Origin of the sequence: Citrobacter sp. Colony219, assembly GCF_019382635.1 — a bacterium.
GTDB classification, from domain to species: domain Bacteria; phylum Pseudomonadota; class Gammaproteobacteria; order Enterobacterales; family Enterobacteriaceae; genus Citrobacter; species Citrobacter youngae.
On the sequence record NZ_CP080033.1, the window covers coordinates 981,082 to 1,001,850 of the forward strand.

A 20,769-nucleotide genomic window follows, 5' to 3' on the forward strand; every position below is an offset into this window, starting at 1 on the left:
GCTGGCAGTCTTAGGAGTGGTCCTAATACGTTAATACTCTTTACCGGTTACCCGACTACGGTAGCTTTCCCAGTTAAAGATAACCCACAGGCTATTGCCAAGGCGCATACGGTCCATTACGCGCTCACCCAGCAGTTTGTTCATTTCATCCATATTGCTGTTAGTTAACATGCCGGTTGGACGTTTAGACGACGAACGGCGATCGACGATCTGGTTGATGATCACTTTCTCGTAGCGGGATTCGGTCTGCATGCCGATCTCGTCGATCACCAGCAGATCCACATTACTCAGATCGTTGAGCAACTGTTCTTCGCTGGTTTCACGATTGCTAAACGTTTCTTTCATCGCCGACATGATATCGGCGACGGTAATAATCAGTACCGACTTGCCGCGCAGCAGCAGTTCGTTGCAGATGGCGGCGGCCAGATGGTTTTTACCCGTGCCGGGCTTGCCAGAGAAGATAAAACTGGCGATGTTGCCGTCAAACTCTTCAACGTACTGGCGAGCTTTGCTCAGGGCATTCATCTGACCTTCGCACTCCACTCGATAGTTATCGAACGAACAGTTCTGATGCAGCGGACGGATACCGGAACGGTTGAATGTACGCTGCATTTTCATGGCCCGGTTTTCGCGGGCCAGCGCGGCGGCGCGAATTTCACCTTGCTCTTTTTGCCATGCCAGCAGTTCTTCGCCTGTTTTGAAGGCTGGCTCAACATTGGGTGGCATCATTTTTTGCAAACGTTTCATCAGGTCGCCAACGTTTTTCATCGTTATCCTCTAAAACCCGGTGGAATGTGGCTGTCAGGTTCACTGACGCTGTTCACATCGCGCTTTGGCATTCCGCCATTGCTGGCCCGTCCAATCTGGATGCTGCGCGCCAGTTTTTGCTGCCACTGAATATGGTGAAAGACTTTGCCTTCGGCTTGCCAGTAGGCAACAAATGAAGCCAGTTCCTCGGCGGTGACGGGCTCTCTTAACGCCACGCCCCACAAGGCGGCCTGACGCTGGAAGTCAGCATCTGGCTGCCAGTCAGCGTACATAGCAAATTTACCCATTGGCACGGCAACCGGGGCCGCTTGCGGCTCTTCATAAAATTGGGCATCTAATGTTACATCGCTTCCCGGGCGTGACAGCTTCTCTTCAAGTGCCAGCAACTCTGCCAGCCGTGCAGGCGTCACCGCGTAAAACGCTGGCGCGTTGTTGGCGAATACGGCTACGGCACCGCCCGCAGACCTGGCCAGCACAGTTTGGTGATCGTGTAGTAAGGCGTCAATGCTAGTGACGTCCGGCGTCAAAATTTTGCAGGGCATAATGTTTCTCAATACTGAACAACAACCGAGAAGGAACTGCTTTTATAGTAACACAGAGAGAGAGGAGAGCAGCAGATGAGGGAAGGTTCCCCCATCTGCAAAGGGGTAAACAGGTTCATTCGTTATACGCGCGGACGTTTGCGATACAACCATAATCCTGGCACGGAAAGTCCAATTGAGAGTGCGCCCACAATCGATGAGGCTTTCAGAAAATTGGTCAGCAGGGTGATCATCAGCGCTTCGCTATAGCCGAAATGACCGATCTTTACGGCGGATATCATGGCGGTGTAGGCGGAGATCCCCGGAAACATAGGGATTACTGCCGCAACGGTGAAGACTTTCGGATGCGCCAGATACCAGCGCGACCACTGGATCCCAATGCAGCCGACCAGCAGCGAGGCCATAAAGGTGGACCATTCGATATTAAACCCTGCAGTCATCATGACCATTCGTGAGCCGTGACCGAGTGCGCCGAGTAATGCACACCAGGGGAGTGCCCGATGCGGTACGTTAAATACCATGGCAAAGCCAAGCGCCGGGATCGCCGACAGGATCATGTCCTGCATCAGCGCCAAAATGAAATCGATCACGCCCATCCGCGCAGCCCCCATAAGGTCATCGACACGATCACGCCAATACAGGTCGCCAGCGTAAGCAGACTGGCAATCGCCCAGCGAGCGAGCCCGGTATTAATGTGTCCTTTAAACATATCCGCAACCGAATTGATTAACGGAAAACCGGGGACCAATAACAGCACGCTGGCGGCCATGGCTACGGTAGGTGTGTGATTAAACGTCGGTAGCGTAAGCAGCAGGCCGGATATGGTGGTCGCGACAAAAGCGGTAATACAAAAGTTGATTTGTGGATGCAAATGCCGGGAAGCCAGGATCTGGCGAATGTACATGGCGATCATGCTGGCGAAAAAGGTGATCATCGCGCCATCCCAGCCGCCGTTATTGAGTTTACAAAAGCAGGCGCAGGACAATCCTACCATGAAAGCAACCAGCCATCTGGGATAGCGTAGCGGTTTGATTTGGTTAAACCGTTTCTCTACCCCTTTTTCATCCAACAGATTATGCTCTGCCAAAATAACGATGTGTTGCACTTCCGTCACGACGTGCATGTTGATGCCACGATCCTGATTTTTTCGGGTCGATGTCAGGCATTGTCCGTCTTTGATCGTCGTCAGGACGATGGCATTCGATGATATGGCACTTTCTACACTGTCCATCCCAAGCGCCAGACCCAGGCGGGTGGAGAGTTCATCGACCAACGCGCTTTCTGCGCCATGTTGCAGTAAAAAAAGCCCGCATTGTATACATAACCGTGTAACCGTTCTTTGTGACGACTGCTCTGTTTGCATAGCTCGCTCTGACTAAAAGATGCTCTCTTAATGAAGAATATCTTCTTTTTATCATGAAGCGTGAGTCGGTTGGCTCTGGATAAGATCAATTTTTGTGTTGAAAAAAGAAACAAGTCACTTGGTGGTTGTAGGAAATCGTATCGTGGGACACACTCCTGAACCAGGGCTAAATTTTTCGAGATGAACAGTAATTACGTAAGGAATGCTAATAATTTAATGTAGTTATTTTAATTGTACAATGAATGTACATGTGCGTGATTATGGCATGATAAATTTATAGTGTGATGTTATTGGGAACGTAGCATCGCCATTTTCTATTTAGAATAAGGATAAATAATTCATCCTGTCTATTGTTTAACGCATGTCTATTTATTAATTATTTTATTTGATTGTAGGTGATACTTGCGCGCGCAAGATTGAAGACATGTGAATATGGAGGAGTTATGTTGCCAGGACGCTGCAAGAACGCAATTATTATTAGTAAATTACCTATCATACAAATTGGGCTTAAAGGGGTAATGCAAGCGCATTTCTCTGATTACAAACTGACCTACTGCCGCGCCGTAGAAGAACTAACATTGATGCAACTGCGACGTTCAGATCTGGTTATCGCTGATTTAGCCGGAGACTGCAGTCATCCGCGTGCGGTCTGCGAACAATATTATTCTTTGTTACCTCAATATCGTGATATTCACTGGGTCTTTCTCGTTTCTCGAAATTATTATCCTGTGGCCGTTGAGATGCTGATGTGTCCAATCAGTACGCTGTTATCTGATGCCGAACCGATTGATAGTTTAGTAAATGCTATTGATGCAGGGAATGTTTATGCCGACAGAATTAGCCCGGTATTGCTCTCTCCGGTAATAGCACCAGAAAAACAGGATCATAGCGTACACTCAATTATTCTGACGCTATCTGAACGGAAAGTGTTACGGCTTCTGGGAAAGGGCTGGGGGATTAATCAGATTGCCACATTACTTAAAAAAAGTAATAAGACAATCAGCGCCCAGAAAAATAGTGCGATGCGTCGTCTGTCAATACACAGCAATGCGGAGATGTATGCCTGGATAAATAGTTCTCAAGGAGCACGAGAGTTGAATCTACCTTCAGTTTATGGAGAGACCACGGAATGGAAGACAGAAGTATCAAAAGAAATGTCGCACTGGTAGAAAAGTGTGTAATGAGCAGCGTGGGTATTTATAATTTATTTAATGCCAGACCGAACAATCAATACCAACTTCATCCCTTTTCAGGACAGCCAGCCTTAAGCCAGGCGATGTCACAGACGTCATTTTCCGCGGTTATTTTTTCACTTTCCGCGAAAAGAACCGATCGCCGCACCGGACTGGCTTATCTGACGGAGCTGGCGGTGAAACACCCTCGCATCAAGCGGGTAGTCATTGCCGATGATGACGACGAGGCGCGGCTAATTGGCTCGCTGTCACCGCTACCACTGGATGCCGTGATTAGCAAAGCATCCACGCTGAGTGTGTTGCAGGAAGAATTATTTGTAGCGCTGGATTGCGCCAGAGGGGAAACAGAAGACACGAAGAAGCTCTGGTATATCAATCAATGCCGTATGCTTAGCCCAACCGAGCGCGAAATTCTGCGCTATATGTCGAATGGTTATTCGATGCTGCAGATCGCGATTGAGCTTGAGCGAAACATTAAAACGATTCGTGCGCATAAATTCAATGTGATGTCCAAACTGGGCGTTAGTTCGGATGCCGGATTACTGAATGCTGCCGATATCCTGCTGCATGTGCGCTCTGCAGAACCGTCATCTTTTCGTCGTACTGCCCCGTTATGGCGTGCTTGAGAAGATGCGTACCGGCGTAGTCATTGGCATGGAAAGGTAAATCGATCACTGGCACACATCAACCCAGGTTGCCGCAGTCAGTTCTGCTATTCTTTCTGGCGCAATGCGAACCGCGCTGTGAGTGGCTCCTGCTGCAGGGAGCACTTCTGTATAGTGTTTCAACGAGACATCACAGTACACCGATATGGGTGTCTCCAACCCGAAAGGACATACGCCTCCTACGGGATGACCTGTTGCGTTGACTACTTCATCGCTACTCAGCATGCGCGCTTTGGCGCCAAACGTATTTTTCAGTTTTTTATTATCGAGGCGAGCATCTCCTCTGGCGACGACCAGGATAATGTCGTTTTTTACCTTTAGTGACAGCGTTTTTGCTATCTGCCCTGGTTCGACGTTATGGGCCTTGGCTGCCAGATCGACGGTGGCAGTGCTTTGATCTAATTCGATGATTTTAATATCTGGCGCATGTTGCGCTAAAAACTGCCGTACTGATTGTAAACTCATTCTTCTCTCCCTCTCGCTTATCCGCAGTCCTGCATAGCAGAAAACCGCCTGGCGTAATTTGTCATAGGGGCAGCGTTACTGTAAATATTTTATTGTAACAACACAGCAACATTGGCAGTTTCTCGATCACCTTCACAATCAAAGAAACCGGTTACAGTAACCGGTTGCGGAATACTGAAATGGCGATTAATACTGAAGCTGTCACTCCCTCTGTATCACATAATAAGAGCCATCTATGAAACTTAACTCAAAAAGCGGTAAGGCTGGTTTTTCTCCCGGCACGGTTGCGAAAAGTAGGAATGGGTTTTACGTGGTGGTGTTGATACCAGCACGGTTGCAGGGTTTAGCACAACGGGAGAACGGCTATGTCTACTAACCATGCTGTATTTAATGTGATTTTCCGCTTTGTTGAAAGCTACGTTAGCCCTGTCGCCGGGCGCATTTCTTCACAACGCCATGTGATGGCAATACGTGATGGTTTCATTTCGGCGATGCCGTTTATGATTGTAGGGTCTTTTCTGCTGGTTTTTGCCTATCCGCCTTTTTCGCCGGATACCACCTGGGGGTTTGCCCGCGCATGGCTGGATCTGGCAAAACAATTTGAAGGCCAGATACTCACGCCGTTTGATATGACGATGGGGATCATGTCGGTCTACATATGTGCGGCTATTGCCTATAACCTGGGCAAGCACTATGTGAAGTCGCATCAGTTAGATCCGTTTATGTGTGCGATGCTGTCGATCATGGCGTTTTTGTTGATTGCCGCACCGAAAACCAAAGGTACGATGCCGGTTGATAGCCTCGGCGGTACGGGAATTTTCACTGCCATCCTGGTGGCAATTTATTGCGTTGAAATGATGCGCTTCCTGAAGGCGCACAACATCGGGATCCGCTTACCCGATCAAGTGCCGCCGATGATCAAAAACTCATTTGATCTCCTGATCCCGGTACTGGTGGTGGTGCTGACGCTGTACCCGCTGAGCCTGGTGATACAGTCGCAGTTTGATATGCTGATCCCGCAGGCCATTATGGCCATCTTTAAACCACTGGTGTCCGCAGCGGATTCTCTGCCGGCGATACTGCTGGCAGTACTGATCGGCCATCTGCTGTGGTTTGCCGGTATTCACGGTGCGGCGATTGTGTCGGGTATGCTGCAAATGTTCTGGTTGACCAACCTCGGCATGAACCAGTCGGCGCTGGCGCAGGGCGCGCCTTTACCGCATATCTTTATGGAAGCGTTCTGGACGTTCTTTATCGTCGTGGGGGGATCGGGGGCGACGATGGGGCTGGTGATTTGCTATCTGCGCAGCCGCTCGGCCCATCTACGATCGATTGGGCGTTTGAGCGTGGTCCCCAGTATTTTCAACATTAACGAGCCGGTGATTTTCGGTACGCCGATTGTCATGAATCCAGTGTTCTTTATTCCCTTCCTGCTGGCCCCAATGGTGAACGCGGTGCTGGCCTGGGCGGCGATGAAACTGGATCTAATTGGGCGGGTGATTTCAGTGGTTCCCTGGACCGCACCGGCGCCCGTTGGCGCGGCATGGGCATTAGGCTGGGATTATCGTGCGGCGATCCTGGTGGTCGTGTTGGCGCTGGTTTCTGCCATCATCTACTTCCCATTCTTTAAGGTTTATGAGAGGCAACTGTTGGCGCAGGAAAAAGAAGAAGCACAGCGGATAGAAGAGGAAAATCAGCAGGTTGCATAAAGTGTTGGCGGGGGGCTATGGCTCCTCGCTTATTTTAGCGTGCAGTCGCCGCATTGCTGAACATCGGGCAGGCGATAGCGCTGGCAGCAGGTTCTGCGTACTAACAGTCCCTCGCGTGGAACGACGGTGCGCCACAACGGATTATCCTGGCCACAGGATAGTTGTTTCTCAAAGAAGCAGGTCTGGCGCAGCGTGTTCAACAGTTCTTCACCTAACAACGGCTTCATTTCCGTTAAGTACCAGTGAATTAAGTATCCCGTATTGCTCCAGACAAGTTTCGCGTTGATCTCACCCGTTGATTCCAGTGCCTGAACGACCGGTGTCAGGGCTGACAAAATCAGCGTTTCCATACGTTGTTGCGGTGAGAGTGCCGTGGTCTGGTGATCCTGATGCACGTCGATCCAGAAGCAGGCGGCACGCCCGGTTTCGTGAAACTCCACGTGCATATGTTCAGGAGAGACGTCGATAGCCTCTTTTTGCGTCAGCAGAGCCACCATAAGCGGGGGCATCATCAGGCCGATATACCATTGCGCCCAAAGGGAGATCAGCGGTTTATTTTCGCGTACTAATGTGGGCTGGTTGCGGTAGATGTGGTCTGAATAAACGGCCAGAAGCGAACTTAACGTTGTCGGTTGCGTCCATTCATGTAATGTCATTGCACCTTGCGGCGGGGTCTCGTCAAGGCGAATGAAATCCAGCAAATGTTCGCGGGTTTGGGCTATGGTCGCACGCACGGAAGCCGCCAGCGAGGGCATCTCTGAAGGGAGATGGCTGTGCCAGATGACATCTTCAACGATGGGTGCGGAACGGTAAGCCATGGCGATATAAGGATGTTAATCTAAATGATAATGATTTCTAATCCTATAGATGGGGGTAAACGATGGCAAGATCTTTGTCGCAAGATCGGGCTGTTCCGCACGGAAAACTCAGGAAGAGGTGCAGTTTATCCGCAGCTCATCGCTGACCAGGGTGTTGTTTCGACCCATATTCTTGGCCTCATAAAGCGCTTTGTCTGCTCTGGTAATCGCGGAGTCAATATCCTGTTCCACCAAAGGCGCAATACCGATGCTGACCGTCACATTGGTTGCTACGCTCTCATTAAACATATGTGGAATTTTAAGATCGTACACTTTCTGGCGAATACGTTCGGCGGCAGCCTGGGCCTGTTGGGGATCGACCGCGGTCAGCAAAACCATAAACTCTTCGCCACCAAAACGTGCCACCACGTCCCGGGAGCGTACGGAATCACGAATCGCGGCAGAAACGCGAATCAGCGCCTGATCGCCCATCATGTGCCCGTAATGATCGTTATAGGCCTTGAAATGGTCGATATCCATCAGCAGGACGTAGTGCTTCGAGTTGCTCAGGGCCAACAGCGTATCGAGTCTGTGTTGCAGCCCCCGGCGATTGTACAAACCGGTTAGCGGGTCGAGCATGCTGAGTCCGTTCAGGGTTTCCCGTTCTTCCAGTAGTTTGTACATCAGCTGCTGGGCGAAGCCGTCGTAGCGCTTTTGTATCACATGCTGGATGGCGATCCCGGCCATGGGTAGCGCCATAAAATAGAAAATTCGCAGACCATGCTCGCTGCCGTTAAGCCATAAACAGACGACGACTGAGGGTAACGAATGCAGCGTAAAGGCGATGATATTGTTGGCAAAAGCGATAGAACCAATAAACAGCACGCTGAGAAGTGCGATTAACAGAAAATAATAATCATTATGACCTAGCGCGTTATATTTCAGAAAAATATGTAATGCCCATAGCAAGCCAAAAACGATTGAAATAAAAGGAAGATTAATTTTTTTATTCGCATATTTGCCATGCCATGCCAACAGCAATGTACTGGTGGCCAGGATGAGCAACGCCGGGACAGATACGGCTTTGACGGCAAAAAGTGGGAAAACAAGCGTAAACAGCGCGGAGACTGCATTGAGAAGCAGAAACAGACGTAAAGAAAGTTGATATTTCTTAGTGCGCAGAGTTCGCCAGGATTGTACTGTCATAGGTAAATATTGTTATTTATCTGCAATATACGAAGGTGTGTTTGTAAGGAAAAATGATGAGCGAAAAATCATTCGTTCAGGTCGTTATTGTTTTTTGATGAAAAGCTAACCGGCGAGCAATTTATCACCTTAAACTATTTATGTCATCAATCGTTAAGTAAAACTCATAGAATTGATAGCCTTTCCTGGCTGACAAATGAGAAAATTTATCATATGATATTGGTTATCATTATCAATGTCATAGGTGAAACCATGTTGCAACGTGCGCTGGGCAGTGGATGGGGGGTTTTGCTGCCGGGGATAGTGATTGCCGGGCTGGCATTTACTGATCTGTCACTCGACGCATGGAAGGCGATGATTGTATTAGGATTACTACTGACTTCACTCATGTTATACCACAAGCGTTTACGGCACTTTGTCTTATTACCTTCATGCGCGGCGCTGATCGGCGGCATTGTTTTGGTAATGATGAACTGGAATCAGGGATGAGCAAAACAGGGAAGAAAATCGAAGGAAAGATAAGATAATTGGTGCGAGGGGGGGGACTCGAACCCCCACATCCTAAGGACACTAACACCTGAAGCTAGCGCGTCTACCAATTCCGCCACCTTCGCACAGTCATCTTATTTTTTTGATATCGCCTCGTTGGTGCGAGGGGGGGGACTCGAACCCCCACATCCTAAGGACACTAACACCTGAAGCTAGCGCGTCTACCAATTCCGCCACCTTCGCCCAGTGCGAGCAATATCAACGTGGATTATGGTGCGAGGGGGGGGACTTGAACCCCCACGTCCGAAAGGACACTAACACCTGAAGCTAGCGCGTCTACCAATTCCGCCACCTTCGCATACCATCGACACTCAAAAAGTATCGTTACCACGGAGGCGCATTCTAGTTGTTTTCAACTTTTCGTCAATAGTTAATTGTCCAGGCTGGGCCGATTGATGCAAAAACGGCCACGTGAATGGCCGTTCGCTGCGAGACAATTACGCTTTTTTCGCCTGGCGCGTCATGATGGTGCGATAGACCTTGAAGCGCCCGGTCTGCGCGATAACTTCGTGGAAGCCAAACACTTCATCCAGTACTTTCGGATAAGGCAGGAAGGCGTTGGCAACAATGCGCAGTTCACCGCCGCTGTTCAGGTGACGAACCGCCCCGCGAATCAGCGTTTGCGCGGCATCGAGGCTGGTCTGCATGCCGTCATGGAACGGCGGGTTGGAGATGATCATATCAAAGCGACCCGTTACGTCAGAAAAGACGTTACTGGCGATGACGTCACCTTCAATACCGTTGGCGGCAAGCGTTGCGCGGCTGGCTTCAACGGCGGCTGCGCTAACATCGCACAGGGTTAATCGCACTTTTGGCGAGTGGCTGGCAAGCGCGACGGAGAGGATACCCGCGCCACAGCCGACATCCAGAACTTTGCCTTTGGTGTGCGGCGTCAGCGTGGAGAGCAGCAGTTGGCTGCCAACATCCAGGCCGTCACGGCTGAATACGCCCGGCAGCGTTTTGATGGTCAGATTGTCAGTCTGGTATTCGTCCCAGTATTTTTCAGCATTAAAGACCGGCTGCTTTTCCAGACGACCGTGGTACAGGCCACAGCGACGTGCGCTGTCGACTTTGTTCAACGGCGCGTATTCGGCCAGCATCTGCTCGGCGCTACGTACGCCGCTGCGGTTTTCGCCAACAACAAAAATATCGGTACCCACCGGTAACAGCGAAAGAAGGTTCATCAACTGGAACTGGGCTTCAGGTTTATTCTTCGGCCAGTAGTAGATCAGCGTATCGCTATCGCCGACGTCATCGGCTTGAGCGACGAGGCTGAAGCGGACGTTGTCGCCCATCTGGCGGTTAAGCACCTGCCAGTGGTGAAGCTGCTGAGTGTGCGCACGGCTGGCGGCGCTTTCAAAATGGGCAGGCAGGTCATCCTGCAAATCACCGGCAAACAGAATACGGCTTTGTTCGAAATCATCACTGTGGCGCAGCAAGACTTCACTTGCCGGGGTAAAAGCAGACATGGAGTGCTCCTTAAATTGTACAGCGGGGGATTATAGTTGTTTGATGGCACGGATTCGACAAATTTGCTATATTTGCGCCCCTGATTACAGGAGCGTTTCGCTATGACATCCCGACGAGACTGGCAGTTACAGCAACTGGGCATTACGCAGTGGTCGTTGCGTCGTCCTGGCGCACTGCAGGGCGAAATCGCGATTTCCATTCCTGCGCATGTCCGTTTGGTGATGGTTGCGGAACAGTTACCCGCGCTAACCGAACCATTGATGAGCGATATTTTACGCGCATTAACCGTCAGCTCGGATCAGGTTTTACAACTGACGCCTGACCGTGTCGCCATGCTGCCGCAAGGTAGTCGCTGTAATAGCTGGCGGCTGGGAACCGAAGAGCCGCTGCTGCTGGAGGGCGCTCAGGTCGCGAGTCCTGCGTTTAATGAATTACGGGAAAACCCCGCGGCCCGCGCCGCGTTATGGCAACAAATCTGCGCATATGAACACGATTTCTTCCCTCGAACCGACTGATTTACCCGCAGCATTTCAGATTGAAAAACGCGCCCACGCTTTTCCCTGGAGTGAAAAAACATTTGCCAGCAACCAGGGCGATCGTTACCTCAATTTTCAGTTGAGGGTTGATGACGTGATGGCGGCCTTTGCGATTACGCAGGTCGTGCTGGATGAAGCTACGCTGTTCAATATTGCCGTCGACCCTGACTTTCAGCGCCGTGGGCTGGGGCGTGAGCTGCTGGAGCATCTGATCGATGAGCTGGAAAAGCGTGGCATTTTGACGCTGTGGCTTGAAGTGCGCGCCTCAAACGCCGCCGCTATCGCGCTGTACGAAAGCTTAGGCTTTAACGAGGCGACGATCCGTCGCAATTACTATCCAACGGCCGATGGTCACGAAGACGCCATCATCATGGCGTTGCCAATCAGCATGTAAGACAAGGTGTAATGATGAAGAAGTGGGACTGGATTTTCTTTGATGCCGACGAAACGCTGTTTACATTTGACTCGTTTACCGGCTTACAGCGGATGTTTCTCGACTATAGCATTACCTTTACCGCTGAAGATTTTCAGGACTACCAGGCCGTGAATAAACCGCTGTGGGTGGATTATCAAAACGGTGCGATTACCTCATTACAGCTGCAGCATGCCCGTTTTCAGAGCTGGGCCGAACGCCTGAAGGTTGAACCGGGCCAGCTTAATGATGCATTCATCAATGCGATGGCGGAGATCTGCTCGCCGTTGCCGGGGGCGGTTTCTCTGCTCAATGCGATTCGTGATAAAACAAAAATTGGCATTATTACCAACGGCTTCACGGCGTTACAGCAAATCCGTCTTGAGCGGACGGGGCTGCGCGATTATTTCGATCTGCTGGTGATTTCTGAGCAGGTTGGGGTGGCAAAACCCGATCCCCGTATTTTTGACCATGCGCTGGCGCAGGCGGGCAATCCTGACCGTTCTCGCGTGCTAATGGTGGGTGACACCGCAGAGTCCGATATTCTTGGCGGCATTAACGCCGGGCTATCCACCTGCTGGCTCAATACGCATCATCGCGAGCAGCCAGAGGGCATTCAGCCGACCTGGACGGTCACGTCATTAAGCGAACTGGAGCAGCTCCTGTGTAAACACTGATTGCCTCCCCCCCGTTGATGGGTAAAATAGCCGCAATTTTTCGTATTCAACTTGCCCGGCCCGTTGCCGTGCTTACCTAAGAAGATTTGACTATGACGTTGTCTCCTTATTTGCAAGAGGTGGCCAAACGCCGCACTTTTGCCATTATTTCTCACCCGGATGCCGGTAAAACGACAATTACTGAAAAGGTACTGTTATTCGGACAGGCCATTCAGACCGCCGGTACGGTAAAAGGCCGTGGCTCCAGCCAGCATGCAAAATCTGACTGGATGGAAATGGAAAAGCAACGTGGTATCTCCATTACCACCTCTGTGATGCAGTTTCCGTATCATGACTGCCTGGTGAACCTGCTGGACACCCCGGGGCACGAAGACTTCTCCGAAGATACCTATCGTACTCTGACGGCGGTGGACTGCTGCCTGATGGTTATCGATGCTGCGAAAGGTGTTGAAGATCGTACCCGTAAGCTGATGGAAGTTACCCGTCTGCGCGATACGCCGATCCTGACCTTTATGAACAAACTCGACCGTGACATCCGCGATCCGATGGAGCTGCTGGATGAAGTTGAGAACGAACTGAAAATCGGCTGTGCGCCGATCACCTGGCCGATTGGCTGCGGGAAGTTGTTCAAGGGCGTCTATCACTTGTACAAAGATGAAACGTATCTGTACCAGACCGGTAAAGGCCACACTATTCAGGAAGTGCGTGTTGTTAAAGGTCTCAACAACCCGGAACTTGATGCTGCCGTGGGTGAAGACCTGGCGCAGCAGCTGCGCGACGAGCTGGAGCTGGTGCAGGGCGCGTCCAACGAGTTCGACCATGAGTTGTTCCTTGCGGGTGAAATCACCCCGGTCTTCTTCGGTACCGCGTTGGGTAACTTCGGCGTTGACCATATGCTGGACGGCTTAGTGGAGTGGGCGCCTGCGCCGATGCCGCGTAAAACCGACACCCGCGTTGTGGAAGCCTCTGAAGAGAAGTTCACCGGTTTCGTGTTTAAAATTCAGGCCAACATGGACCCGAAACACCGTGACCGTGTGGCGTTCATGCGTGTGGTTTCCGGCAAGTACGAGAAAGGCATGAAAATGCGCCAGGTGCGCATTGGTAAAGACGTGGTGATCTCCGATGCGCTGACCTTTATGGCCGGTGACCGTTCTCATGTGGAAGAAGCATATCCGGGCGATATTCTTGGTCTGCATAACCACGGCACTATCCAGATCGGCGATACCTTTACCCAGGGCGAAATGATGAAGTTCACCGGTATTCCGAACTTCGCGCCGGAGCTGTTCCGTCGTATTCGCCTGAAGGATCCATTGAAGCAGAAACAGCTACTGAAAGGGCTGGTTCAGCTGTCAGAAGAGGGTGCGGTGCAGGTATTCCGTCCGATCGCCAATAACGATCTGATCGTAGGTGCCGTCGGTGTGCTGCAGTTCGACGTGGTGGTTTCTCGTCTGAAGAGCGAATACAACGTTGAAGCCATTTATGAGTCGGTCAACGTGGCGACTGCGCGCTGGGTAGAATGTTCTGACGTGAAGAAATTCGAAGAATTTAAGCGTAAAAACGAAATTCAGTTGGCGCTGGATGGCGGTGATAACCTCACCTATATCGCGCCGACCATGGTTAACCTGAATCTCACCCAGGAACGTTACCCTGACGTTCAGTTCCGTAAAACACGCGAACACTAATCGACCTTCCAGGGCACGGTATTCGCCGTGCCCTGCAACTTTCCCTGTCTTTTAAATCCCTTGCGGAATGTTCTTAAATCCCCTGACTTTTGTTTGTTTTTTAATCAATCCAGGCAACAACCGCGAAATCGTGAACTATATTTAACAATGTGATGACATAAATATCGGCTTTTAATGCTCTTCATTAAGCATTTTGCAGCCCCTTTAGCTGATATTTATTTCAGTCACGAGATTAGTTGCTGGTTCTGACCGCGAAGCGGCAGAACATCGCTATAAGCACAACAAACAGGAATACATCGATGACAATGACAGGACTTAAGATTTCTAAAACGCTACTGGCCGTGATGCTGACTTCCGCTGTGGCAACGGGTTCTGCTTATGCAGAAAACGCCACAATGGATAAAGCGCAATCCGGGCTCGAAAGTGCGGGGCAGAAAGTCGATAGCTCTATGAACAAAGTCGGTAATTTCATGGATGACAGTACCCTCACCGCCAAAGTAAAAGCCGCGCTGGTGGACCACGAAAGCATTAAGAGCACCGATATCTCCGTCAAAACGGACCAGAAAGTAGTGACGTTAAGCGGGTTTGTTGAAAGCCAGGCGCAGGCCGAAGAGGCCGTTAAAGTCGCGAAAGGCGTTGAGGGCGTGACCTCCGTTAGCGACAAACTGCACGTGCGTGACAGCAAAAACACCTCTGTAAAAGGCTATGCCGGCGATACGGCCATCACCAGCGAAGTGAAAGCTAAGCTGCTGGCCGATGACATTGTCCCTTCTCGTAAAGTGAAAGTAGAGACGACCGATGGTGTGGTCCAGCTTTCAGGAACTGTCGATTCACAGGCGCAAAGTGAGCGTGCTGAGAGTATCGCTAAAGCAATTGATGGCGTGAAAAGCGTCAAAAACGACCTCAAAACTCAGTAATTCGACTTAATTCGCCCTCCTGACGTTTGTCGGGAGGCGTATTGTGCACCACACTAAAAATATCGCCGATGGGTAGCCTGAGCGCTCATATCAAGCGGTGAAATTAACTATGGTAAAGGAGAAGCATATGTTTCGATGGGGCATCATATTTCTGGTTATCGCGTTAATTGCCGCCGCTCTGGGATTTGGTGGACTGGCGGGTACCGCTGCAGGCGCAGCGAAAATTGTTTTTGTGGTGGGTATCATTCTGTTTCTGGTCAGCTTGTTTACCGGGCGTAAACGACCCTAGTACGAAAACCGTAAAGATAACTTGCTACTAAGCCAGTCCATTGGACTGGCTTTTACGGTTTTAGCGCCAGGCAATTTGCGTTACCTTGTTGCTCTATTACAAAAACAACAGGAAGGCAGAGGTGGGGCAGAGAATACCCGTTACGCTCGGTAATATAGCGCCGTTATCGTTACGTCCATTTCAACCAGGCAGCATGGCGCTGGTGTGCGAAGGTGGAGGGCAACGGGGGATCTTTACTGCCGGCGTACTGGATGAGTTCATGCGCGCCCAGTTCAATCCTTTTGATCTCTTCTACGGGACATCTGCTGGTGCGCAAAATCTGTCGGCCTATCTCTGTAACCAGCCCGGTTACGGGCGCAAAGTCATTATGCGTTACACTACCCGACGTGAGTTTTTTGACCCGGTGCGCTTTGTGCGCGGGGGAAACTTAATCGACCTCGACTGGCTGGTGGATTCGACCTCGTCCCAAATGCCGCTGGCAATGGATAACGCCGAGCGCCTGTTTGAGGCAGGTAAAGCGTTTTATATGTGCGCCTGCCGGGGAGATGACTACACACCGGGCTATTTTTCGCCGAACCGGCACAATTGGCTGGATCTCATTCGTGCCTCCAGCGCGATTCCCGGGTTCTACCGCACTGGGGTTGTGTTGGACGGCGTGAATTACCTGGATGGGGGCGTCAGCGACGCTATTCCCGTGCAGGAAGCGGCGAAGCAGGGGGCGAAAACGCTGGTGGTTATCCGCACGGTGCCTTCGCAAATGTACTACACCCCACAATGGTTCAAACGTATGGAACGCTGGCTGGGCGAAAGCAGCCTGCAACCACTGTTGAATCTGGTGCAGCACCATGAAGCCACCTATCGCGCGATTCAGAGCTTTATTGAGAAACCGCCGGGCAAGCTGCGTATCTTTGAGATCTACCCACCAAAGCCACTCCATAGTATGGCACTGGGGAGCCGTATTCCGGCATTGCGTGAAGACTACAAAACCGGACGCCTGTGCGGGCGCTATTTTTTGGCAACGATTGGTAAACTGCTGGCGAAAAACGCGCCGCTGCCTCGTCAGACGCCGAAGATTGTGGTGCCGGGACCGGTGGTGGTTCCACCTGCACCCGTTGCCAACGATGCCCATGCGTCCGTTGCGAGCAGCGCGCCCCAGGCTAACGACACCACGTTTGATAATGAGGATTTGGCGTGAGTTTTCGCTTTATCGATACGCATTGTCACTTTGATTTCCCTCCGTTTACTGGCGACGAATCCGCCAGCCTGCAGCGCGCCTGTGAAGCCGGTGTGGGCAGTATTATCGTCCCGGCCACCGAGGCGGCGAACTTTTCCCGCGTGCTGGCGTTAGCGGATAATTACCCCCCGCTGTTTGCCGCGCTGGGCCTGCATCCCATTGTGATTGAACACCACAGCGATGACTGCCTGGACCAACTGCAGCAGGCGCTGGATAAGCGTCCACAAAAGCTGGTGGCAGTAGGTGAGATTGGATTGGATCTGTACCGGGACGATCCGCAATTTGACCAGCAAGAGTGGATTCTGGAGGCGCAGCTGAAGCTGGCGAAGCGTTACGAACTGCCAGTGATCCTGCATTCACGACGTACCCATGACAAGCTGGCTATGCACCTGAAACGCCATGCTTTGCCGCGAACCGGCGTGGTGCATGGATTTTCCGGGAGTTTTCAGCAGGCTGAACGCTTTGTGCAACTGGGCTACAAAATTGGCGTGGGCGGCACCATTACTTATCCACGCGCCAGCAAAACCCGCGAGGTAATGGCGCGATTGCCGCTGGAGTCACTGCTGCTGGAAACCGATGCGCCGGATATGCCGCTCAACGGATTTCAGGGCCAGCCCAACCGCCCGGAGCAGGTAGTCAGAGTGTTTGACGTCTTATGCGAGCTGCGCCCGGAACCTGCGGACGTGATTGCTGACGCGCTGTATCGGAATACGACGGCGTTGTTTGATTTTTGATTTCCGGATGCGGCGCTTTCGCATCTCATCCGGCATTTCACAGATACAAAGCCGGGAAGATCAAATTATCCACCCCGCGCTCGCGCAATCTTTGCGCCAGGTGCTCCACATCCTCCGGCGTGGCGCTCGGCCAGTCTTTTGCTTCGCCGTATACCCCGTGCGCATGAAAGGCATTCAGCCGCACCGGTACATCACCTGAACGCTTGATAAACGCCGCCAGCGCATCGATATGCTGGAGATAATCCACCTGACCAGGGATAACCAGTAGGCGCAGTTCCGCAAGTTTCCCTTGCCCGGACAGAAAGGTAATACTTTGTTTAATCAGCGTGTTATCGCGCCCTGTCAACTGACGATGACATGCGCTATCCCAGGCTTTTAAATCCAGCATTACGCCGTCGCACACCGGCAACAGCTTTTGCCAGCCGGTTTCGCTCAGCATGCCGTTGCTGTCTACCATGCAGGTCAGGTGTTGCAACTGCGGATCGGTTTTGATCGCGCTAAACAGCGCCACAATAAACGGTAGCTGGGTCGTTGCTTCGCCGCCGCTGACCGTTATTCCTTCAATAAACGGCGAGGCTTTGCGAACATGCTGCAGTACCTCATCAATGCTCATGGTCTGCGCCATCGGCGTAGCCTGCTGGGGGCACATGTGCAGGCAGGTGTCGCATTGCTGGCAAATATCAGATTGCCACCATACTTTTCCCGCGCTCAGACTTAACGCTTCATGTGGGCAATGCAGTACACACTCCCCGCAGTCATTGCAGCGTCCCATCGTCCACGGGTTGTGGCAATTCTTACAGCGCAAATTGCATCCCTGCAGGAACAGGGCCAGGCGACTCCCCGGCCCGTCGACGCAGGAGAAGGGAATCAGCTTACTTACCGAAGCGCATCTGCTGTTCATGGCTAATCACGCGAGGTTGTCGTTCCAGAATGCGCGTATTACGCGCGGCTTCTTCGCCAAGCCAGGTGGTGTTGGTGCGAGAACCTGCGGCACGATATTTTTCCAGATCCGACAGGCGCACCATATAACCGGTGACGCGGACCAGATCGTTACCGCTAACGTTAGCGGTAAATTCACGCATCCCGGCTTTAAATGCGCCGAGGCACAATTGCACCAGCGCCTGAGGATTACGCTTGATGGTTTCATCCAGCGTGAGAATGTCGCTGATACCGGCGTGATAATACGCGTGATGCGGCGCAACGGTTTGCAGATGGGTGATCGGGTCCGGTTCATCACCGTAGGGCAGGCGAGCGCCCGGCGTGGTGCCGATGTCAGAACTGATCCCCGACTGCGCATGCAGCATCGCGCGTTGATTCCAGCCATATTTCACCGGCGTGCTTTCTACAAATTCCGCCAGTTGGGCGCTAATGCGATAGCCGAGCTGATTGGCAAACGCATCTTTCCCGTAACGCGCGCATTGCCCTGCTTTTTCACACAGCAGATTTACCGCCTCCGCCAGACCATACATCCCGAACATAGGCACAAAACGCTTGGGATCAATCAACCCTTCCTGCACCAGGAAGCTATTCTCAAAGAAATGTGATTTTTCATAGAGGAATTCACATCGTGAATCAATGATAGCGATTTGCTGCTGGCAGTAGTGCGGTAGGGTGCGCGTAAAGAAGTCATCGACAGAGGTGCTGCGCTCTGCGATGGCTTTCAGATTGAGCCTGACCAGCGTGCTACCACCCCCGGCGAGCGGCAAAGAGTTGTAACAGCTGACGACGCCGTAGTGGCCTTTTGTGAAAATTTTATCATTTTCAGGGCCGTTAGAAATGTGCGGTTTACTGCATTCGCAAATATTTTGCGCCACGTTGAGCAGCAGATCGTCAGGGGTAATTTGCGGATCATAAATAAAGGTAAGATTAGGTGAAACCTGCTTTAACTCTGCATCTGCGCGTAAAATTGCGCGTGTAATCGGCGTGTCGGCCGGGCCAATGTTGGCATGCATAAAGGCATCTGGCAGGGTACGGTCGAGATAACGCCAGAAACGTTTTATTCGAATATCGATCTCATCTTGTGTTAGAATTCTAACATACGGTTGCAACAGGGCATCGAGTTGACCGAGATAGACCGGCATCGACGTCACTGACGGAACGTGATGGTAAAGAATAGTGAGTAAGGATAATGCGTCATCGAGATCCTTTGCCCCCTCCAGCTCCAGCCATGATGAGCCGTTGGCCAGAAAACGCGCGTAGTCGGGTAAAACATAACGCGGTTTGAACGGAGCATGGCCTTCGTACATGTCGCAGATCACCCCGTCATCCAGTGCCTGGCGTGCCTCAGCAGGCAGTTGCGGGTAGGGCAGCGCGTTTTCAGCCTCCAGCGCCAGAAAGTGGCGTTTCTGCTCAGGGCTGAGCACCGGACTGGTCACGATTTGTTGGCAACGCTGTTGCAGCGCGAGTTCGCTTGACGTGGGCATCGTTGATTCCTTTTTATCCCGAAGGTGTAACGCCATTGTAGAAAGCAACGCCGCCACAACCTTTGATCCGGATGCGCCTGATGTCACCGCACGCCGCCAGTAAAGGTCATTTATTTGAGGTAGATCTCATTAGAGTAATGCAAATCTGTATGTGGTTTTCATTAACTGTGATGTATATCGAAGTGTAATAGCGAGCGGATGTTAGAATACTAACAAACTCGCAAGGTGAAATTTTATACGGCGACGCCGTTGGAGAATGTTATGACCGATTTAACAGCAAGCAGCCTGCGTGCACTGAAACTGATGGACCTGACCACCCTGAATGACGACGACACCAATGAAAAAGTGATCGCGCTGTGTCATCAGGCGAAGACCCCGGTTGGCAACACTGCCGCAATCTGCATTTATCCGCGTTTCATCCCTATTGCGCGTAAGACTCTGAAAGAGCAGGGTACGCCGGACATCCGCATTGCAACCGTCACCAACTTCCCGCACGGCAACGACGACATCGAGATTGCGTTGGCGGAAACTCGCGCGGCGATCGCCTACGGTGCCGATGAAGTTGACGTGGTGTTCCCGTACCGTGCGCTGATCGCCGGTAACGAGCAGATTGGTTTTGATCTGGTTAAAGCTTGCAAAGACGCGTGTGCGGCGGCAAACGTTCTGCTGAAAGTGATCATCGAAACCGGTGAGCTGAAAGAAGAAGCACTGATTCGCAAAGCATCTGAAATCTCCATCAAAGCCGGTGCTGATTTCATCAAAACGTCTACCGGTAAAGTGCCGGTCAATGCGACGCCGGAAAGCGCACGCATCATGATGGAAGTTATCCGCGACATGGGTGTTTCTAAAACTGTAGGTTTCAAACCGGCTGGCGGCGTGCGTACTGCAGAAGATGCACAGCAGTTCCTGGCGATTGCCGATGAACTGTTTGGCGCTGACTGGGCTGATTCTCGTCACTACCGTTTTGGCGCATCCAGCCTGCTGGCTAGCTTGCTGAAAGCGCTGGGTCACGGCGACGGCAAGAGCGCAAGCAGCTACTAAGTTTGAATTGCCCATTGTAGGCCGGATAAGGCGTAGCCGCCATCCGGCATCAGTACGACTGCCGGGTGCGCGTTGCTTACCCGGCTTACAACGGCTT

Annotated in this window: 23 protein-coding genes and 3 tRNA genes; 13 read left to right on the plus strand and 13 right to left on the minus strand. The window is 51.6% G+C overall.

Going from position 1 to position 20,769, the window contains the following annotated elements:
* Positions 1 to 30: 30 nt before the first annotated feature.
* From dnaC to JTI85_RS04280, 4 genes are all read right to left on the minus strand, one after another.
* Positions 31 to 768 (minus strand): DNA replication protein DnaC, encoded by a 738-nt coding sequence (gene dnaC, locus JTI85_RS04265; protein ID WP_061067183.1) that lies wholly within the window; start codon positions 766 to 768, stop codon positions 31 to 33.
* 2 nt (positions 769 to 770) lie between these two features.
* Positions 771 to 1,310 (minus strand): primosomal protein DnaT, encoded by a 540-nt coding sequence (dnaT, locus tag JTI85_RS04270; protein ID WP_061067184.1) that lies wholly within the window; start codon positions 1,308 to 1,310, stop codon positions 771 to 773.
* 122 nt (positions 1,311 to 1,432) lie between these two features.
* Positions 1,433 to 1,906 (minus strand): threonine/serine exporter, encoded by a 474-nt coding sequence (locus JTI85_RS04275; RefSeq protein WP_048212787.1) that lies wholly within the window; start codon positions 1,904 to 1,906, stop codon positions 1,433 to 1,435.
* On the minus strand, positions 1,897 to 2,673 hold the full coding sequence (locus JTI85_RS04280) for a threonine/serine exporter ThrE family protein (RefSeq protein ID WP_048212786.1): 777 nt from the start codon (positions 2,671 to 2,673) through the stop codon (positions 1,897 to 1,899). The genes JTI85_RS04275 and JTI85_RS04280 overlap by 10 nt, the downstream gene beginning before the upstream one ends.
* A 443-nt stretch (positions 2,674 to 3,116) precedes the next feature.
* Between JTI85_RS04280 and JTI85_RS04285 the strand changes: the two genes are divergently transcribed.
* On the plus strand, positions 3,117 to 3,842 hold the full coding sequence (locus JTI85_RS04285) for a response regulator transcription factor (protein ID WP_219352165.1): 726 nt from the start codon (positions 3,117 to 3,119) through the stop codon (positions 3,840 to 3,842).
* A complete protein-coding gene (gene bglJ / locus JTI85_RS04290) occupies positions 3,803 to 4,492 on the plus strand; it encodes a DNA-binding transcriptional activator BglJ (protein WP_219352167.1) in 690 nt (229 codons plus the stop codon). The genes JTI85_RS04285 and bglJ overlap by 40 nt, the downstream gene beginning before the upstream one ends.
* 45 nt (positions 4,493 to 4,537) lie before the next feature.
* Here bglJ and JTI85_RS04295 read toward each other — a convergent pair whose 3' ends face one another.
* Positions 4,538 to 4,996: a YbaK/EbsC family protein gene (locus JTI85_RS04295; RefSeq protein WP_219352169.1), complete on the minus strand. Its 459-nt coding sequence runs from the start codon at positions 4,994 to 4,996 to the stop codon at positions 4,538 to 4,540.
* 365 nt (positions 4,997 to 5,361) lie between these two features.
* Between JTI85_RS04295 and JTI85_RS04300 the strand changes: the two genes are divergently transcribed.
* Complete coding sequence (locus JTI85_RS04300; RefSeq protein WP_048212782.1) at positions 5,362 to 6,705, plus strand: PTS sugar transporter subunit IIC; 1,344 nt, start codon at positions 5,362 to 5,364, stop codon at positions 6,703 to 6,705.
* Positions 6,706 to 6,734: 29 nt separating this feature from the next.
* Here the strand turns inward: JTI85_RS04300 and fhuF are convergent, their stop codons facing one another.
* Together fhuF and JTI85_RS04310 are read right to left on the minus strand one after the other, a co-directional pair.
* Positions 6,735 to 7,523, minus strand: coding sequence for a siderophore-iron reductase FhuF (fhuF, locus tag JTI85_RS04305; RefSeq protein ID WP_048212781.1), 789 nt, complete (start codon positions 7,521 to 7,523; stop codon positions 6,735 to 6,737).
* A 108-nt stretch (positions 7,524 to 7,631) separates the two neighbouring features.
* Positions 7,632 to 8,708, minus strand: a complete 1,077-nt coding sequence (locus JTI85_RS04310; RefSeq protein WP_116360625.1) for a GGDEF domain-containing protein — start codon at positions 8,706 to 8,708, stop codon at positions 7,632 to 7,634.
* Between the two features lie 252 nt (positions 8,709 to 8,960).
* Here JTI85_RS04310 and JTI85_RS04315 point away from each other — a divergent pair, with 252 nt between their 5' ends.
* Complete coding sequence (locus JTI85_RS04315) at positions 8,961 to 9,197, plus strand: DUF1435 domain-containing protein (RefSeq protein ID WP_086523828.1); 237 nt, start codon at positions 8,961 to 8,963, stop codon at positions 9,195 to 9,197.
* A gap of 39 nt (positions 9,198 to 9,236) precedes the next feature.
* Here JTI85_RS04315 and JTI85_RS04320 read toward each other — a convergent pair.
* The 4 genes from JTI85_RS04320 to rsmC all read right to left on the minus strand — a co-directional run bounded on the left by JTI85_RS04320 (position 9,237) and on the right by rsmC (position 10,726).
* Positions 9,237 to 9,322 (minus strand) — tRNA-Leu (locus tag JTI85_RS04320).
* A gap of 32 nt (positions 9,323 to 9,354) precedes the next feature.
* A tRNA-Leu gene (locus JTI85_RS04325) sits at positions 9,355 to 9,440 on the minus strand.
* A gap of 28 nt (positions 9,441 to 9,468) precedes the next feature.
* Positions 9,469 to 9,555 (minus strand) — tRNA-Leu (locus JTI85_RS04330).
* Positions 9,556 to 9,694: 139 nt separating this feature from the next.
* Complete coding sequence (gene rsmC / locus JTI85_RS04335) at positions 9,695 to 10,726, minus strand: 16S rRNA (guanine(1207)-N(2))-methyltransferase RsmC (protein WP_219352171.1); 1,032 nt, start codon at positions 10,724 to 10,726, stop codon at positions 9,695 to 9,697.
* Between the two features lie 102 nt (positions 10,727 to 10,828).
* Here rsmC and JTI85_RS04340 point away from each other — a divergent pair, with 102 nt between their 5' ends.
* From JTI85_RS04340 to JTI85_RS04375, 8 genes are all read left to right on the plus strand, one after another.
* Positions 10,829 to 11,242 (plus strand): DNA polymerase III subunit psi, encoded by a 414-nt coding sequence (locus JTI85_RS04340; protein ID WP_219352173.1) that lies wholly within the window; start codon positions 10,829 to 10,831, stop codon positions 11,240 to 11,242.
* A complete protein-coding gene (gene rimI, locus JTI85_RS04345) occupies positions 11,211 to 11,657 on the plus strand; it encodes a ribosomal protein S18-alanine N-acetyltransferase (RefSeq protein ID WP_003829985.1) in 447 nt (148 codons plus the stop codon). Before JTI85_RS04340 ends, rimI begins: the two co-directional genes overlap by 32 nt.
* Positions 11,658 to 11,671: 14 nt before the next feature.
* Positions 11,672 to 12,352, plus strand: coding sequence for a pyrimidine 5'-nucleotidase (yjjG, locus tag JTI85_RS04350; protein ID WP_137376123.1), 681 nt, complete (start codon positions 11,672 to 11,674; stop codon positions 12,350 to 12,352).
* Positions 12,353 to 12,444: 92 nt separating this feature from the next.
* Positions 12,445 to 14,034, plus strand: a complete 1,590-nt coding sequence (gene prfC / locus JTI85_RS04355; RefSeq protein ID WP_003829982.1) for a peptide chain release factor 3 — start codon at positions 12,445 to 12,447, stop codon at positions 14,032 to 14,034.
* Positions 14,035 to 14,333: 299 nt separating this feature from the next.
* Positions 14,334 to 14,951 carry a molecular chaperone OsmY gene (gene osmY / locus JTI85_RS04360; RefSeq protein WP_005123891.1) on the plus strand — a complete coding sequence of 206 codons (618 nt, stop codon included), beginning with the start codon at positions 14,334 to 14,336 and terminating at the stop codon, positions 14,949 to 14,951.
* Positions 14,952 to 15,078: 127 nt separating this feature from the next.
* Positions 15,079 to 15,240, plus strand: coding sequence for a DUF1328 domain-containing protein (locus JTI85_RS04365; protein ID WP_003019081.1), 162 nt, complete (start codon positions 15,079 to 15,081; stop codon positions 15,238 to 15,240).
* Between the two features lie 121 nt (positions 15,241 to 15,361).
* Positions 15,362 to 16,435: a patatin family protein gene (locus tag JTI85_RS04370; protein ID WP_199954312.1), complete on the plus strand. Its 1,074-nt coding sequence runs from the start codon at positions 15,362 to 15,364 to the stop codon at positions 16,433 to 16,435.
* The gene (locus tag JTI85_RS04375) at positions 16,432 to 17,208 is read left to right on the plus strand and encodes a metal-dependent hydrolase (RefSeq protein ID WP_121585452.1); all 777 of its coding nucleotides are present in this window, start codon (positions 16,432 to 16,434) and stop codon (positions 17,206 to 17,208) included. Before JTI85_RS04370 ends, JTI85_RS04375 begins: the two co-directional genes overlap by 4 nt.
* Positions 17,209 to 17,245: 37 nt before the next feature.
* Here the strand turns inward: JTI85_RS04375 and JTI85_RS04380 are convergent, their stop codons facing one another.
* Positions 17,246 to 18,109, minus strand: coding sequence for a YjjW family glycine radical enzyme activase (locus JTI85_RS04380; protein ID WP_115601021.1), 864 nt, complete (start codon positions 18,107 to 18,109; stop codon positions 17,246 to 17,248).
* Positions 18,081 to 19,631 carry a YjjI family glycine radical enzyme gene (locus JTI85_RS04385; RefSeq protein WP_199986255.1) on the minus strand — a complete coding sequence of 517 codons (1,551 nt, stop codon included), beginning with the start codon at positions 19,629 to 19,631 and terminating at the stop codon, positions 18,081 to 18,083. The genes JTI85_RS04380 and JTI85_RS04385 overlap by 29 nt, the downstream gene beginning before the upstream one ends.
* Positions 19,632 to 19,892: 261 nt before the next feature.
* On the opposite strand from JTI85_RS04385, the gene deoC reads away from it, so the two are divergent.
* Positions 19,893 to 20,672, plus strand: coding sequence for a deoxyribose-phosphate aldolase (gene deoC, locus JTI85_RS04390; protein ID WP_003019042.1), 780 nt, complete (start codon positions 19,893 to 19,895; stop codon positions 20,670 to 20,672).
* The last annotated feature ends 97 nt before the right edge of the window (positions 20,673 to 20,769 follow it).

Coding starts and splice junctions, on each gene's coding strand:
- deoC (WP_003019042.1), top strand. CDS start 19,893: ATGACCGATTTAACAGCAAGCAGCCTGCGTGCACTGAAACTGATGGAC.
- osmY (WP_005123891.1), top strand. CDS start 14,334: ATGACAATGACAGGACTTAAGATTTCTAAAACGCTACTGGCCGTGATG.
- rsmC (WP_219352171.1), bottom strand. CDS start 10,726: ATGTCTGCTTTTACCCCGGCAAGTGAAGTCTTGCTGCGCCACAGTGAT.
- JTI85_RS04340 (WP_219352173.1), top strand. CDS start 10,829: ATGACATCCCGACGAGACTGGCAGTTACAGCAACTGGGCATTACGCAG.
- JTI85_RS04300 (WP_048212782.1), top strand. CDS start 5,362: ATGTCTACTAACCATGCTGTATTTAATGTGATTTTCCGCTTTGTTGAA.
- JTI85_RS04310 (WP_116360625.1), bottom strand. CDS start 8,708: ATGACAGTACAATCCTGGCGAACTCTGCGCACTAAGAAATATCAACTT.
- JTI85_RS04385 (WP_199986255.1), bottom strand. CDS start 19,631: ATGCCCACGTCAAGCGAACTCGCGCTGCAACAGCGTTGCCAACAAATC.
- yjjG (WP_137376123.1), top strand. CDS start 11,672: ATGAAGAAGTGGGACTGGATTTTCTTTGATGCCGACGAAACGCTGTTT.
- prfC (WP_003829982.1), top strand. CDS start 12,445: ATGACGTTGTCTCCTTATTTGCAAGAGGTGGCCAAACGCCGCACTTTT.
- JTI85_RS04285 (WP_219352165.1), top strand. CDS start 3,117: ATGTTGCCAGGACGCTGCAAGAACGCAATTATTATTAGTAAATTACCT.
- JTI85_RS04280 (WP_048212786.1), bottom strand. CDS start 2,673: ATGCAAACAGAGCAGTCGTCACAAAGAACGGTTACACGGTTATGTATA.
- JTI85_RS04315 (WP_086523828.1), top strand. CDS start 8,961: ATGTTGCAACGTGCGCTGGGCAGTGGATGGGGGGTTTTGCTGCCGGGG.
- rimI (WP_003829985.1), top strand. CDS start 11,211: ATGAACACGATTTCTTCCCTCGAACCGACTGATTTACCCGCAGCATTT.
- JTI85_RS04365 (WP_003019081.1), top strand. CDS start 15,079: ATGTTTCGATGGGGCATCATATTTCTGGTTATCGCGTTAATTGCCGCC.
- dnaC (WP_061067183.1), bottom strand. CDS start 768: ATGAAAAACGTTGGCGACCTGATGAAACGTTTGCAAAAAATGATGCCA.
- JTI85_RS04295 (WP_219352169.1), bottom strand. CDS start 4,996: ATGAGTTTACAATCAGTACGGCAGTTTTTAGCGCAACATGCGCCAGAT.
- JTI85_RS04380 (WP_115601021.1), bottom strand. CDS start 18,109: ATGAACAGCAGATGCGCTTCGGTAAGTAAGCTGATTCCCTTCTCCTGC.
- fhuF (WP_048212781.1), bottom strand. CDS start 7,523: ATGGCTTACCGTTCCGCACCCATCGTTGAAGATGTCATCTGGCACAGC.
- dnaT (WP_061067184.1), bottom strand. CDS start 1,310: ATGCCCTGCAAAATTTTGACGCCGGACGTCACTAGCATTGACGCCTTA.
- bglJ (WP_219352167.1), top strand. CDS start 3,803: ATGGAAGACAGAAGTATCAAAAGAAATGTCGCACTGGTAGAAAAGTGT.
- JTI85_RS04275 (WP_048212787.1), bottom strand. CDS start 1,906: ATGGGCGTGATCGATTTCATTTTGGCGCTGATGCAGGACATGATCCTG.